Source organism: Lentzea albida, from assembly GCF_900111005.1.
GTDB classification, from domain to species: domain Bacteria; phylum Actinomycetota; class Actinomycetes; order Mycobacteriales; family Pseudonocardiaceae; genus Lentzea; species Lentzea albida.
Genome location: NZ_FOFV01000001.1, coordinates 464,647 through 478,710, shown reverse-complemented (window position 1 = coordinate 478,710; position 14,064 = coordinate 464,647). Strand labels below are relative to the sequence as shown.

Sequence of the window (14,064 nt, the reverse complement as noted above, 5' to 3'; positions counted from 1 at the left end):
CGGACTACGTCAAGGGTCTAGACCAGACGATTGACCCATTCCCGAACTGATGCCGAATCGACCGGCGAGTCCCATCCGGACGGACGGACCGCGCTGCCGACATGAAAACCCTTCACTCCCGCGGCCAGCAGTTCCGGCACGTGCCGCTGCTGCAGACCGCCTCCGACGAGCAGCGCGGGCGGGCCCTGGGTGACCAGCTCCTTCAGGTTCTCGATCCCGTCCTCGACGCCCTTGGCGCTGCCCGCCGCGAGCACCGTGTCGCAGCCGAGGGTCTTGACGACTCCCCAGGAGCGGAAGACGTCGTTCGAGTTGTCGAGCGCGCGGTGGAACGTCCAGGCGCAGCCCTCCAGTTCGGCGAGGAGGTTGAGCGTGACGCCCTCGTCGACCTCACCGCCCGCGTCGAGGAAACCGAGCACGAACTCGGTGGCACCCGCCTCCCGCAGCTCCCAAGCCTGGCGGCGCAGGTGCTTGAGGTTGCCGGGCGCGAAGCCCTTGGCGTCCCTGAGCATCACGCGGATGGGGATGTCGACGGCCTTCTCGACCTCCTTGAAGGTGGAGACCGACGGCGTGAGACCGTCGCTCGCCATGTCGGCGACCAGTTCGAGCCGGTCGGCTCCGCCCGCCTGCGCGGCTTCGGCGTCCTTCGCGTCCAGTGCGATCACTTCGAGAATCGGCATGGTCTAGACCATAACGTGTGCTTTCGTGAATCGGGAGCCTTCACGCCGCCCCTTGCGTCAGAGGCTGTATCTGCTCGCCCGAGCACCGCTCCTTACCTGGTGAGCGCAGTGTTCAGGCGTGGAGTCCGCGTCAGCCGGTTCGAGGGGTGCCGGCCGGCGCGGCTCCCACCACTGGCGGCCCGTGACTCGGAGGGGGAATCACGGGCCGCTGGCGCATGCGGAGGAAGATGGGGCCCGACCCGGCGGTGATGCTGCTCCAATCGAGTGAATTTTGTATCTACCGCCCAGTTAGCCCTTCATGTGTTGGCGGACGGCGCTGACAAGGGCGGCCGATCGGAGGTGCTGCATGGACGAGCTGCACACGGCGGATGACCGTCCGCCGTGGGACGGGCTTGAAGGCACCGAACGTCATGCGGTGTGCGTCGAAGCCGCGCGCGAAGGCAACCGCGAGGCGACGAACGTCCTGGTGACCGAGCTGACGCCGCTCCTGTGGCACGTCGCCCGCGGCCAGGGCTTGGACAGGGCCGCGGCGGAAGACGTCGTGCAGACCGTGTGGCTCGCGTTCCTGAAGAACATCACGAACATCAACGAGCCGAAAGCCCTGGTCGGCTACCTGGTGGTCACGACGAGGCGTGAAGCGCGCCGAACCTGGACACCCAACAAGCGTGAGACGCACCTGTCCGACGAATACGCCGAACAGCTCGAGTCCGACACCGGCCTGCCCGAGGACGTCATGTTGACGGACGACCGCGACCGCCGCCTGTGGCTCGCGTTCGGCCGCCTGACCACGAGGTGCCAGGAACTGCTCCGGCTCACCGTGCTCGCGGGCCGCGCGGAGTACCGGGCAGTCGCAGAGGCGCTCGCCATGCCCCACGGCAGCATCGGTCCGACCAGGGGACGGTGCCTGACACTGCTGCGCAACTACCTGGAGACGGAAGGAGGATCGCGGTGAACGAGATCGACCCGCGCGACGACCGCAGGGGCCCCGAGGACACCGCAGTCCTCTCAGAGCTGAACAGGCTCGTCGACGAACTGGACCCGCCGCCGGCCGACCTGGTCGACCGCGTGAAGTTCGCGATCGCCCTGGAGTCGCTGGACGTGGAAGTGGCGCGATGGGAACGGGCCGGGTCGTTCGCCGGGGTGCGGGGCGGGCAGACCGGCACGATCACGTTCACCGTGGACAACCTGACGTTGATGGTGAACTTCACCTCGACCGGGTCGCGGCACCGGATCGACGGGTGGCTGGTGCCGGCCGGGGAGCACGAGGTGGAGGTTCGGGTGGCCGATCACCAGTCCTCGTGCACTCGGGCTGATGACGGGGGGCGGTTCGTTCTGCCTGACGTGCCGGCTGGGACCACGCAGATTTTGGTGCATTTGGTTAATTCTCGTGGGGAACCTGGGCGGACCGTTGTTACGCCCACGATCATGCTTTGATTTTCCGACTTGCTGGGGTTCTGGGGTTTTGACGGAAAGATTGGCTTGCGCAGGTGGTTGCGTGTGCCGTGACGAGCCGGGTTGATTCATCGCCGCTTCGCGACGATCGCGATTGGGGCTTGACTTCGGGGCCCTTGCGAGGCCTTTCTCGGCCTAATAAAGGCCGGTCTGTGAAGCCCGGCCGAGTGGTCAAGTTTAAGGCCTCGCACCCAAAGTCAAGCCCCAATCGCCGTCGGGGTTGAGTCACCACCGCTGATCGGAGCTGCTGTCTCCGACGGCTCGGCTTCGCCATTGCGTCGGGCGGTTCAGGCCCTTCACCCACCCATGGACCCGCGTCCCATCCACCCAGGCGCTTGCCGCCCCTCGCCCCACCACCTCGGGCTTCGCCCCTCGCGTGCGGCCTCGCCCGCGTCACACCAGGGTTCAGCCTTCACCCCGCCGGGCCTCGTGGCGCTGCGTTCCTTCCGCCGCCAGCCCCACCACACACGTCGAGCGCCACTGGCACGCGCGCCGGTACCCCCGTCGCCCCTCACCGAGCCTCTCGCCCACCCCGGCAGGCCCCGCCACTCACGCCGAGCGCCACTCTCCCGCCCGCCGGTACCTCCCACGTCCCCCACCAGGCCCCTCGCCCACCCCGGCAGGCCTGCCTCCACCCCGGAGACGCCGAAAGGCCCGGCTCGCCGAAGCGAGCCGGGCCTTTCAGGAGTGGTGCGTCCTGCGGAGTGGACTCAGAAGTCCATGCCGCCGGCGTCCGGCGCGGCCGGCGCGGCGTTCTTCTCCGGCTTGTCCGCGACGACGGCTTCCGTCGTCAGGAACAGGGCGGCGATGGACGCGGCGTTCTGCAGCGCGGAGCGCGTGACCTTGGCCGGGTCGATGATGCCCGCCTTGATCAGGTCCTTGTACTCGCCGGTCGCGGCGTCCAGGCCCTCGCCCGAGGGGAGGGACTTGACGCGCTCGACCACGACGCCGCCTTCGAGGCCGGCGTTGACGGCGATCTGCTTCAGCGGGGCCTCGACGGCGACCTTGACGATGTTCGCGCCGGTGGCCTCGTCGCCCTCGAGCTTCAGGCCCGCGAAGGCGGCCTCGGCGGCCTGGAGCAGCGCGACGCCACCACCGGCGACGATGCCCTCCTCGACGGCGGCCTTGGCGTTGCGGACCGCGTCCTCGATGCGGTGCTTGCGCTCCTTGAGCTCGACCTCGGTGGCCGCGCCCGCCTTGATGACGGCGACGCCGCCGGCGAGCTTGGCGAGGCGCTCCTGGAGCTTCTCGCGGTCGTAGTCGGAGTCCGACTTGTCGATCTCGGCGCGGATCTGGTTGACGCGGCCCTGGATCTGCTCCGCGTCGCCCGAGCCCTCGACGATGGTCGTCTCGTCCTTGGTGACGACGACCTTGCGGGCCTTGCCCAGCAGCGAGATGTCGGCGTTCTCCAGCTTCAGGCCGACGTCCTCGGTGATGACCTGGCCACCGGTGAGGGTGGCGATGTCCTGGAGGATGGCCTTCCGGCGGTCACCGAAGCCCGGGGCCTTGACGGCGACGGACTTGAAGGTGCCGCGGATCTTGTTGACGACCAGCGTGGCCAGGGCCTCGCCCTCGACGTCCTCGGAGATGATGAGGAGCGGCTTGCCGCCCTGCATGACCTTCTCGAGCAGCGGGAGCAGGTCCTTGACCGTGGAGATCTTGGAGCCGAACAGCAGGATGTACGGGTCCTCGAGGACCGCTTCCTGGCGCTCGGGGTCGGTCACGAAGTAACCGGAGATGTAGCCCTTGTCGAAGCGCATGCCTTCGGTGAGCTCGAGCTCGAGACCGAGGGTGTTGCTCTCCTCGACGGTGATGACGCCTTCCTTGCCGACCTTGTCCATCGCCTCGGCGATGAGCTCGCCGATCGTGGGGTCGGCGGCGGAGATGGACGCGGTAGCAGCGATCTGCTCCTTCGTCTCGATCTCCTTGGCGTTCTTCAGCAGCTGCTCGGCGATGGCCTCGACGGCCTGCTCGATGCCGCGCTTCAGACCCAGCGGGTTGGCGCCGGCGGCCACGTTGCGCAGGCCCTCGCGGACCAGCGCCTGGGCGAGAACGGTCGCGGTCGTCGTGCCGTCACCGGCGACGTCGTCGGTCTTCTTCGCGACCTCCTTGACGAGCTCGGCCCCGATCTTCTCCCACGGGTCCTCGAGCTCGATCTCCTTCGCGATGGAGACGCCGTCGTTGGTGATCGTCGGCGCACCCCACTTCTTCTCGAGCACGACGTTGCGGCCCTTCGGGCCGAGCGTCACCTTGACGGCGTCAGCGAGGGTGTTCATACCCCGCTCGAGACCGCGGCGGGCGTCCTCGTCGAACGCAATCATCTTGGCCATTGCGGTGTGTTCCTCCGCCTTTGTGGATTCTGGGCCACTGCGGGCCGGCAGAGCCCACAGCGGAACACGGTGCGAGTGACCTTTTTTTTTTCCTGGTCGGGCGACCCCCGAGAGGGCCTCACCAGTCCTAGCCTCACTGTCTTTGGCACTCGACTCAGCCGAGTGCTAGTTCGTGTTTAGCACTCGGGCACGGCGAGTGCAAGCGAACTCAGGGTGAGGTGCGGACGGGCACGGAGGTCGGCAGCGGCTTGCGCGAGGTCGGCTCGTCGCCGATGTTCAGCGACGGAGCGGAGCTCGTCTTGGGCTGGCGTGCGGGTTCGTCGCCCGGCGAGAGGATCACCACCACGATGATGATCACCACGATCGCCACCGCGGCCGCGATGACCGGCGCGAACCACGCCGGCCGTTCCTTCTTGCCGGACGTGAACGCGCTCACGCCCACCTGGTTCGGCGGGCGCAGGCGGACCGGGTCCTGCAACGGCTGCTGGTACCCGCCGCCCTGGAACTGGCCCTGCTGCGCGGGCATCGGCCCGGACACCGGCGACTGGGCGGGGAACGAGCCGGACTGCGGCCCGAGTCGATCGGGAGCCGAGCCCTGCGCGACCCCGGCCAGAGCGACGCGGGCGGCGGCGATGAGCTCGGCGCAGCTCGCGAACCGCTGCGCCGGGTCCTTCGAGGTGCCCTTGCGGATCACCTCGTCGATGGCCGGTGGCAATGCCACGAGCTGCGACAACGCCGGAACGGGCGTGCTGAGGTGGCCCGCGATGACCTCCTGCACACCGCCCTGGAACGGCGGGCGGCCGGAGAGGCAGGCGAAGAGCATGCACGCGAGCGCGTACTGGTCGGTGCGGCCGTCGACGGGCTCGCCGCGCAGGTGTTCCGGCGCCGCGTAGGTCGGCGAGCCGAGGAAATCACCCGTCCGGGTGCGGTGGCCGGTGGCGCCGCGGCGGGTCAGGCCGAAGTCGGCGACGTAGACGTGCTCGCGCACGCCCTCCTTCTGCGTGACCAGCACGTTCGCCGGTTTCACGTCGAGGTGCACGAGACCCTTGCCGTGCAGCATGTCGAGCGCTTCGGCCACCTGGGCGAGCAGCGTCAACGTGCGCGCGGGCGTGAGCGGCCCCTCCTTGATGTGCCCGGCCAGGTCCTGGCCGTCCACGAGCCGCATCGCGATGTAGAGCAGGCCGTCGACCTCGTCGAAGTCGTACAGCGGCACGATGTTGGCGTGGTCGATCGCCGAGGTGTTGCGCGCCTCGTCCACGAACCGCTCGCGGAACTCCGCGTCGGGTGCGAGGTGCTCACCGATGACCTTCAGCGCGACCTTCCGGCCGAGCCTCACGTCCGTGGCCCGGTACGTCACGCTCATGCCACCGCGGCCGAGCACTCCGTCGATCCGGTAATGCGCGATTCGCCGTCCGCTCAGGTCCTCCGACACGCGAGGCAGCCTAACGTCCGGCGAGATCGGCTTGCTCCGGGTTGGCCAAAGCTGTGATCAGAGGGACTCGGGCGCGGGCGTCCCGCGCGGCGCTACCCGGCCCGGCGCACGTCCGACGCCTGGCTGCGCCCGTCCCGTCCGGCCTGCACCTCGAACTCCACCCGGTCGCCTTCTGAGAGCGTCCGGAAGCCTTCCATCTGGATCGCCGAGTAGTGCACGAACACGTCGGGCCCGCCATCGGTCGCGATGAAGCCGTATCCCTTTTCGGAGTTGAACCACTTGACGGTACCGAGAGCCAAGACGTCCTCCTTCAGATCACGCATCTCACGCAAAGCGCAGAGAGCAACGCTAAAAGAAGAAATCTCACGCGGATACCTCCTTACGGAGTCATGAACTCCGGCTGACTCCGTTGGCGCGCAACCAGGTGGTGAGCCGCCGGGGCCCGCGCGTCTGCGTCAGCACGGCCCCGGGACCGGCGAAGTCGAACACCAGGCCCTCACCCGTCTGAATGGATTGCACGCCATCGGGCGCGGACGGCCGGAGGCGGCATTGCACGGTGTCCGCGAACGCCACGACGTGGTCGCTGCTGATGGTCACCGCCTCCCCGGCTTCGAGCGTCACGAGGTCGAGCGCGCCGTAGCAGGCGATCACCACGGCGCCCTTGCCGTGCGCGTAGTTCATGAAGCCCTCGGCGCCCCCGAAGATCGCCTGCATCGGCGGCGCCTCCGGGTTCATCGCCACCGTGCTGCTCGACGCGATCCAGCCGTGCCGGGACACGCACCAGCCGTGGGTGCCGTCGAGCTCGAGCTGGTGCAGGTCGCCGGGCAGCACGGGCGTCGCGTCGAGCCAGCCGCCTTCCGCGCCGGCCGTGCACAGCGCGACCGCCTTGGTACCCAGTCCCTTCACCTCGACCACGAGCCCGTAGCTCGTCGCCGCGATGGTCAGCGGGTCGACCAGCACCGCCTCGCCGGGTGCGAGGACGAGTCTCGCCACGCCGAACGTCGGCGTGTGCCTGGTCCTGACCTGCACGAACAACACCTCCGGGGTGAAACGGGGCAACGCGGTCGTCGCGGTCGCCGCGACGTTGGCAGTATGCAGTCGTGTCCCCCACCTCTGTCGCCGAACACCGCAAGCGCGTCGCGGAGCTCGTCGGGCTGATGCCCGTGCTGCAGCTCCCGCTCGACGAGTGCCTCGGGCTGGTGCTCGCCGCCGACGTCATCGCGCCGCTGCCCCTGCCGCCGTTCGACAACTCCGCGATGGACGGGTACGCGGTGCGCGCGGCCGACCTGGCCGGTGAGCTGCCGGTGCGCCTGCGCGTGGCCGACGACATCCCGGCGGGCCGCACCGAGCTGAACGCGCTGGAGCCCGGCACCGTGCAGCGGATCATGACCGGCGCCCCGGTGCCGCCCGGCGCGGACGCGGTGGTGCAGGTCGAGTGGACCGACGGCGCCACGGACACCGTGACGATCAACCGGGCCGTCGTGCCCGGCCAGAACATCCGCACCGGCGGCGACGACGTGCGGAAGGGCGACGCGGTGCTGGCCGCGGGCACGGTGCTGCGCCCGTCCACGCTCGGCCTCGCCTCCGCCCTGGGACTGCCCGAGCTGCCGGTGCGCCGCCGCCCGCACGTGCTGGTCCTGTCGACGGGCTCCGAGCTGGTCGAACCGGGCACGCCGCTGCGGCCGGGCCAGATCTACGAGTCGAACGGCATGATGCTCGCCTCCTCCGTGCGGGACGCGGGCTGCGTCGCCACGCAGCTGCGGTTCGTGCCGGACGACGTCGAGGCGTTCCACCAGGCGCTGAGGCCCTACCTGGGAGCGGTGGACGTGATCGTGACGTCCGGCGGGGTGAGCGCGGGCGCGTACGAGGTGGTCAAGGACGCCCTGGCGGACCACGACGTGCAGTTCACCAAGGTCGCGATGCAGCCGGGCGGGCCGCAGGGTTCCGGCCGCTACGAGGGCGTGCCGGTGCTGTCGCTGCCGGGCAACCCGGTGAGCGCGCAGGTGTCGTTCGAGGTGTTCGTGCGGCCGGCGCTGCTGGCGTCGATGGGTCACCCGCGGCCGGAACGCCCCACCGCGCGGGCGGCGATCACGAGCGGTCTGACGTCCCCCGCCGGGAAGACGCAGTTCCGGCGCGGCCTGCACGACCCGTCGTCCGGCCAGGTCGTGACGCCGGTCGGCGGGCCGGGGTCGCACCTGCTGTCGGCGCTCGCGCTGTCCAACTGCCTGATCGAGGTGCCCGAGGACGTCACCGAACTGGCTGCGGGATCCGAGGTCGTCGTGAGATACCTGCAGTAGTTCTGGACGATCTGGGGGAAGCAGGACATGAGAGCGGCACTCGCGCTGGTGATGCTGGCGGGGTTCTTCGTGCTCGCGGTGGGCATCGTGGCGGGGCTGGGCGTGCTGGCGGCCGTCCTCTTCGAGCGGGGCGACGACTCGGGCGGCTGGTGGCTGCTGGCACTGGCGCTGGTCGTGGGCGGGCCGACCCTGTTCGCGGTGGTCACGGCGTTCTGGGCGCGTCCGCGGGCGGAAGGCGCCGAGCTGACGCGGTCGGCGCACCCGGAGCTCTGGCGGCACGTCGACGAGCTCGCGAGGATCGCGGGCACCCGCAGCCCCGACGAGATCCGGCTGGTCGACAAGGCGAACGCGGGCGTCTGGGAGCGCCGCGGCACGCGGTACATGGAACTGGGCCTGCCGTGGCTCGCCGGGATGACGATCGGCGAGCTGCGCTCGGTGCTCGCGCACGAACTCGGCCACTACGGCGGCGGGCACACCCGGCTCTCCGCGCTCACCTCGCGCGCGCAGCACGCCCTCGGGATGGCGTCGCGGCAGGACTTCGCCTTCTTCGGCGTCCTTTACGGGTGGGCGAGGCTGTACGCGCTGGTCGCGGCCTCGGAAAGCCGCAAGCACGAGCGGTTCGCCGACGAGGTGTCGGTCGCCGCGTCCGGGCGCGAGGCGTCGGTGCGGTCGTTGCTGCGCGGCGGCCCGCTCGGCGTGGCGTGGCAGGACTACAAGAGCTGGTACGTGGCACTGGCCGTGGTGGCCGGCCGCACGCCACCGTTGCTGGAGGGCTTCCGCGCCTACCTCGACCACCCCCGCCGCGTCCACCAGCTGCGCGAGATCGAACCGCTGCTGGCCGCGCAGGAACCGAAGTCGGTGTTCGACAGCCACCCGCCGATCCGGGAGCGGGTCGCGACGATCGCGCGGTTCTCCCAGCTCGGCGGCGGGGTGGCCGAGGCGGTCGACGAACGGTCCTCGTGGCCGTTGCTCGACGGCCTGCCGCCCGAGCAGGTCGCGGCGCTGGTCGGCGTGCAGGGGCCGCCGATCGGCTGGGAGGAGCTCGCCGCGCTGGCCGGGCCGGTGCTGGTGCGGCGGCAGGCCGACCTGCTGCGGCACGCGGGCCGGGTGAGCAAGGTCGGCGAGACGATCGCGGACGTGCTCAGGGCGTTGGAGGGCGCGCAGTTGCACAAGCTCACGGGAGCTCCGGTGGACGCCTCGCTGACCCGGGAAGAGGTGCACGACGCCGCCGTCGAGGCCGTGACGGAACTCCTCGGCTGCATGGTGGCCGACCTGCTCGTGACGGCTAACCGCGCGACGCTGGAACTCAACTGGGGCGGACTCTTCGTGCTGCGGATGGCGGACGGAGCTGCGGTCTATCCGGACGACCTCGTCGCCCCCGCCGTGCGTGACGCTAACCGGGTGCCTGAAGTGCGGTTCGCGTTGCAGAACCTCGGCGTCAACGGATTGTGACGGAACGCTCACCCAGCGGCGTTGTTAACGCCATGTGACGGGGATTACACTGCCCGCAGGCGCCGGTCGGCCCGTGCGTTCGTCGGGGGATGCACGGGCCGACCGGCCACTTGTCTTCTCCGGCAGTCCCGGTGGGCGGTTTGCGGTGTTGCCGTAGCGTGATGCCGCCCGACAATCCACGGAAGCTACGGAACCCACAGACACGATGAGCAGCGAGAAGCCCGTCTCCCACTTCCTCGAACTCGCGCGCGGCATGGTGCCGCCGATGCACCCGGCAGGGCGCCCGTTCGTCGCCGGTGCGGCGATCGCGACCCTCCTCGTCCGGCTGCGCTTCAAGCGCCTGGGCGTCGTCCTCGCGCTGGTCACGGCGTGGGTGGCGTGGTTCTTCCGCGAGCCGAAGCGCGTGACGCCGACCCGTCCGAACCTCGCCGTGGCCCCGGCCGACGGCACCGTCTCGCACGTGGTCGACGCCGTCCCGCCGGCCGAACTCGGCCTCGGCTCGCAGCCGATGACGCGCGTCAGCGTCTTCCTCTCGGTCTTCGACGTGCACGTGCAGCGCGTGCCCGCCGACGGCGAGGTCGTCCAGGTCTCCTACCACCCCGGCAAGTTCCTCTCGGCGGACCTCGACAAGGCCTCCGAGGAGAACGAGCGCAACACCGTGTGGCTGCGCACCGTCGACGGCCACGACCTGGTCGTCGTCCAGATCGCCGGCCTCGTCGCCCGCCGCATCGTGTGCGAGGTCGCCGAGGGCGAGAAGGTCACCGCAGGCCAGACCTACGGCCTGATCCGCTTCGGCTCGCGCGTGGACCTCTACGTGCCGCGCGGCAGCCGCGTCCTGGTCGAGGCCGGCCAGCGCACCATCGGCGGCGAGACCGTTCTCGCCGAACTCCCGGAGGCGTAAGTGGCACCCAGCGGGCCCGGCGTTCGCCTGCTGCCGAACGCGATCACGGTCCTCGCCATGTGCTCGGGCCTGTCGGCCGTGCACTTCGCGAACGTCGGCATGTGGGGCGCGGCCATCGCCTCGATCGGGGCAGCGGCCGTCTTCGACGGCCTCGACGGCCGCATCGCCCGCCTGCTGGACGCGACGTCGAAGATGGGCGCGGAACTCGACTCACTGGCCGACGCCATCTCCTTCGGCGTCGCACCGGCACTCGCGATCTACCTCTGGAAGTTCGAGGGCAACCGGGCCGGCTGGGTCATCGCGCTGATCTTCGCGGTCTGCATGGTGGTCCGCCTCGCCCGCTTCAACACGTTGCTGGAGAAGGAACAACCGCCGTTCGCGAAGGAGTTCTTCGTCGGCGTCCCGGCTCCCGCAGGCGGCCTGTTGCTGCTGCTGCCCCTGATCATCGAGGAGCAGGTCCGGTCCGACGGCTGGTGGAACAACTCCTACGTCGTCGGCGCGTGGACCGTCCTGGTGGCGATGCTGCTGGTGTCGCGGATCCCGACGCTGTCGGTGAAGACCGTCAAGGTGCCGCCGCGCGCGGTGGCTCCCCTGCTGGTCGCCGTCGGACTGCTGGCCGCCGCCGTGATCACGTACCCGTTGGTGGCGTTGATCATCGCGATGGTCGTGTACCTCGGGCACCTGCCCTACTCGGTGCGGCGGTACATGTGGCTCTCCAAGCACCCTGAGGCCTGGACCGTCACCGGTGCGGATCGTCGTGCGATCAAGCGGGCCCATGGCGTGGCGGCTCGCCGGCTCGGCCTGCGCCAGCCCCTGCGCGGTCGTGTGGCCGGTGCGGCCATGCGGGCCGTGCGTCGGCCTCGGCGTGATGGTTCCACTGTGGAGGGCGCTGCGCCTTCCACCAACGGACGCCGTCGTTCCTGGCGGCAGCTGGGCTTGAGGCGCCAGCCGAAGCGCTGACCGTTCTGAGGAAGAGGGCCGGACACGTTCATCGTGTCCGGCCCTTTCCCGTTCTGACGGCGGTGAGCTCGTGCTCGTGCCGCGTCCGGCCCGCCGTGAGGAACTAGAGTCGTCGGGGTGATCACGCTGACGGCTCGCCTGTCCCCGTCCGCCCTGGACACCCGGCGCGGCGTCGTCCGCCTCCACCCCGAGGTGCTCGACGCCCTGGGCCTGCGCGCCTGGGACGCGGTGAAGCTGACCGGCGCCCGCGTGAGCGCGGCCCTGGCGGCGTCCGGCGAGCAGCCACCCGGGGTGGTCCTCGTCGACGACGTGACGCTCACCAACCTGGGCGTGGTCGAGGGTTCCGAGATCGTCGTGGCCCCCGTCCAGGTCACCGCCGCGCGGTCGATCACCGTCGCCGGTTCGCGGCTCGCCACCACGGCCCTGACTCCCGAACACGTGCGGATGGCGTTGACGGGCAAGGTACTGACGGTCGGCGACAACGTCTCGCTGCTCCCCCAGGACCTCGCGCCGCCGCCCGGTGCGAACGTGTCCGAGACGCGCCGCAAGCTGTCCAACGCCATCGGCATGACGTGGACCAACGAGCTCATCACGATCACCTCCACCGACCCCGCGGGCCCGGTGGCCGTGCAGCCGTCGAGCGTCGTCGGGTGGCGTTCGGCTTCGGCTCCCGCCGCCGAGGTGACGCCGGTGGTGGTGCAGGAGAAGCACGACGCGTTGCCCGTCGCGGACCTGGTGGGTCAGCGGGAGCAGGCGCGGCGGCTGACGGAGTGGCTGGAGCTGATGTTCCGCCAGCCCGAGCTGCTCACGAAGCTGGGCGCCTCGGCCCGCCTCGCGGCCATGGTCAGCGGCCCGGAAGGCGTCGGCAAGGCGACCCTGGTCCGCGCGGTGGCCCGCTCCGTCGACGCCACGGTCGTGGAACTGGCCGCGCCGAGCATCGCGGTCCTGGAGCCGGGCGCGATGGCGAAGCAGCTCGGCGACGCGATCGCGGGCGTCCCCGAGCAGCCCACGGTCCTGCTCCTCACGGATGTAGACGCCCTGCTGCCCACCGCCCCGCCGCCGGTGGCGACCGTGGTCCTGGACATCCTGCGCACGGCCATCTCCCGCCCGAACCTGGCCCTGGTCGTCACCTCGGCCCGCGCCGAGTCGGTGGACGCCCGCCTGCGCGCCCCCGACCTGGTCGACCGCGAGCTGACACTCCCCCTCCCGGACGCCGCGGGCCGCACGGAACTGCTGCGCGTGCTGCTGCGCGACGTCCCCCTGGAGTCCGATGTGGACTTCGGCGAGGTGGCCGCCCGCACACCGGGTTTCGTGGCGGCGGACCTCTGCGCCCTGCGCCGCGAGGCAGCGGTCCGGGCCGCGCTGCGGCAGCGCGAGGTGCCGGAACCCCGGGTGGGACAGGAGGACCTGCTCGGTGCGCTGAACACCGTGCGCCCGATCTCCATGTCCGCCTCGGACACGGTCCAGACCGGTGGCCTGACGCTGGACGACGTCGGCGACATGAAGGAGGTCAAGCAGGCCCTCACGGAAGCGGCCCTCTGGCCCCTGCGCTACCCGGACTCGTTCGCCCGCCTGGGCGTCGAACCCCCGCGCGGCCTCCTGCTCTACGGCCCGCCGGGATGTGGCAAGACGTTCCTCGTGCGCGCGCTGGCGGGCACGGGCCAGCTCAACGTCCTGACCGTCAAGGGCGCCGAGCTGATGGACAAGTTCGTCGGTGAGTCGGAACGAGCGGTCCGCGAACTCTTCCGCCGGGCAGCGGACGCCGCCCCCGCGCTCGTGTTCCTGGACGAGGTGGACGCACTGGCCCCGCGCCGAGGCCAGTCCTCGGACTCCGGCGTGGCCGACCGCGTCGTGGCCGCGCTGCTGACCGAACTCGACGGCGTCGAACCCCTCCGCGACGTCGTGGTCATCGCCGCCACCAACCGTCCCGAACTGATCGACCCGGCACTGCTCCGCCCCGGCAGGCTGGAGCGCATCATCTACGTGCCGCCACCCGACGCCGAGGCGCGCACGGAGATCCTCAAGGCCTCGTCCCGCAACACGCCGCTGGCAGATGACGTGGACCTGGCAGCGTTGGCGCGTGAGCTGGACATGTACTCGGCGGCGGACTGCGCGGCCCTGGTGCGGGAGGCGGCGCTGACGGCGATGCGCGAGTCGCTGGAGGCGGCCGAGGTGACGCAGGCACACCTGGCGAAGGCCCGCGAGGTGGTGCGGCCGTCGCTGGACCCGGCCCAGCTGGCATCGCTGGCGGCCTACGCCGCGAACCGCTGAGGGGGAGGCCCGCTGGGCCGCTGAGGCTGGGCCGCGGGGCGACCACTGAGACGGGCCGCCGGGAGTGGACCGCGAGGGCGACCGCTGAGGCGGACCGCACGACAGGTGCGATGCCGAAGGCGAGCCGTGCGATCGGTGCGACACCGAAGGCGAGCCGTCAGTTTGGTGCGATGCCGCAGGCGAGCCGTCTTCAGCAAAGAGGTACCGGCGGTGGGGTCCCATCACGAGTCGCGCCACAGCACTTGCTGCATGCCTGAGGGGGTGTCAACTCGACACGCTTTTCGTCGAGTTG

General features: G+C 70.6%; 12 protein-coding genes. 7 read left to right on the top strand and 5 right to left on the bottom strand.

Annotated features, from left to right (window positions below):
- Positions 1–17: 17 nt before the first annotated feature.
- A complete protein-coding gene (locus BMY74_RS02425) occupies positions 18–677 on the bottom strand; it encodes a copper homeostasis protein CutC (protein ID WP_089908664.1) in 660 nt (219 codons plus the stop codon).
- 346 nt (positions 678–1,023) lie between these two features.
- Here BMY74_RS02425 and BMY74_RS02420 point away from each other — a divergent pair, with 346 nt between their 5' ends.
- Both BMY74_RS02420 and BMY74_RS02415 read left to right on the top strand, forming a co-directional pair.
- Positions 1,024–1,629 carry an RNA polymerase sigma factor gene (locus BMY74_RS02420; protein ID WP_089908661.1) on the top strand — a complete coding sequence of 202 codons (606 nt, stop codon included), beginning with the start codon at positions 1,024–1,026 and terminating at the stop codon, positions 1,627–1,629.
- Between the two features lie 5 nt (positions 1,630–1,634).
- On the top strand, positions 1,635–2,111 hold the full coding sequence (locus BMY74_RS02415; RefSeq protein ID WP_169746023.1) for a carboxypeptidase regulatory-like domain-containing protein: 477 nt from the start codon (positions 1,635–1,637) through the stop codon (positions 2,109–2,111).
- A 728-nt stretch (positions 2,112–2,839) separates the two neighbouring features.
- Here BMY74_RS02415 and groL read toward each other — a convergent pair.
- The 4 genes from groL to BMY74_RS02395 form a co-directional block, all read right to left on the bottom strand.
- Positions 2,840–4,459: a chaperonin GroEL gene (groL, locus tag BMY74_RS02410; RefSeq protein WP_089908658.1), complete on the bottom strand. Its 1,620-nt coding sequence runs from the start codon at positions 4,457–4,459 to the stop codon at positions 2,840–2,842.
- A 208-nt stretch (positions 4,460–4,667) separates the two neighbouring features.
- Positions 4,668–5,891 (bottom strand): serine/threonine-protein kinase, encoded by a 1,224-nt coding sequence (locus BMY74_RS02405; RefSeq protein ID WP_089908655.1) that lies wholly within the window; start codon positions 5,889–5,891, stop codon positions 4,668–4,670.
- Positions 5,892–5,983: 92 nt separating this feature from the next.
- A complete protein-coding gene (locus BMY74_RS02400) occupies positions 5,984–6,190 on the bottom strand; it encodes a cold-shock protein (RefSeq protein WP_030470913.1) in 207 nt (68 codons plus the stop codon).
- Positions 6,191–6,278: 88 nt separating this feature from the next.
- Positions 6,279–6,920, bottom strand: coding sequence for an AIM24 family protein (locus tag BMY74_RS02395; RefSeq protein ID WP_089910326.1), 642 nt, complete (start codon positions 6,918–6,920; stop codon positions 6,279–6,281).
- Positions 6,921–6,991: 71 nt separating this feature from the next.
- Here BMY74_RS02395 and moeA point away from each other — a divergent pair, with 71 nt between their 5' ends.
- The 5 genes from moeA to BMY74_RS02370 all read left to right on the top strand — a co-directional run bounded on the left by moeA (position 6,992) and on the right by BMY74_RS02370 (position 13,772).
- Positions 6,992–8,188 (top strand): molybdopterin molybdotransferase MoeA, encoded by a 1,197-nt coding sequence (gene moeA / locus BMY74_RS02390; protein ID WP_281244938.1) that lies wholly within the window; start codon positions 6,992–6,994, stop codon positions 8,186–8,188.
- Positions 8,189–8,215: 27 nt separating this feature from the next.
- Complete coding sequence (locus BMY74_RS02385; RefSeq protein ID WP_089908651.1) at positions 8,216–9,640, top strand: M48 family metallopeptidase; 1,425 nt, start codon at positions 8,216–8,218, stop codon at positions 9,638–9,640.
- Between the two features lie 205 nt (positions 9,641–9,845).
- Positions 9,846–10,541 carry a phosphatidylserine decarboxylase gene (locus tag BMY74_RS02380; RefSeq protein WP_089908648.1) on the top strand — a complete coding sequence of 232 codons (696 nt, stop codon included), beginning with the start codon at positions 9,846–9,848 and terminating at the stop codon, positions 10,539–10,541.
- Positions 10,542–11,501 carry a CDP-diacylglycerol--serine O-phosphatidyltransferase gene (pssA, locus tag BMY74_RS02375; protein WP_089908644.1) on the top strand — a complete coding sequence of 320 codons (960 nt, stop codon included), beginning with the start codon at positions 10,542–10,544 and terminating at the stop codon, positions 11,499–11,501.
- A 117-nt stretch (positions 11,502–11,618) separates the two neighbouring features.
- Positions 11,619–13,772 carry an AAA family ATPase gene (locus BMY74_RS02370; protein ID WP_089908641.1) on the top strand — a complete coding sequence of 718 codons (2,154 nt, stop codon included), beginning with the start codon at positions 11,619–11,621 and terminating at the stop codon, positions 13,770–13,772.
- Positions 13,773–14,064: the final 292 nt, after the last annotated feature.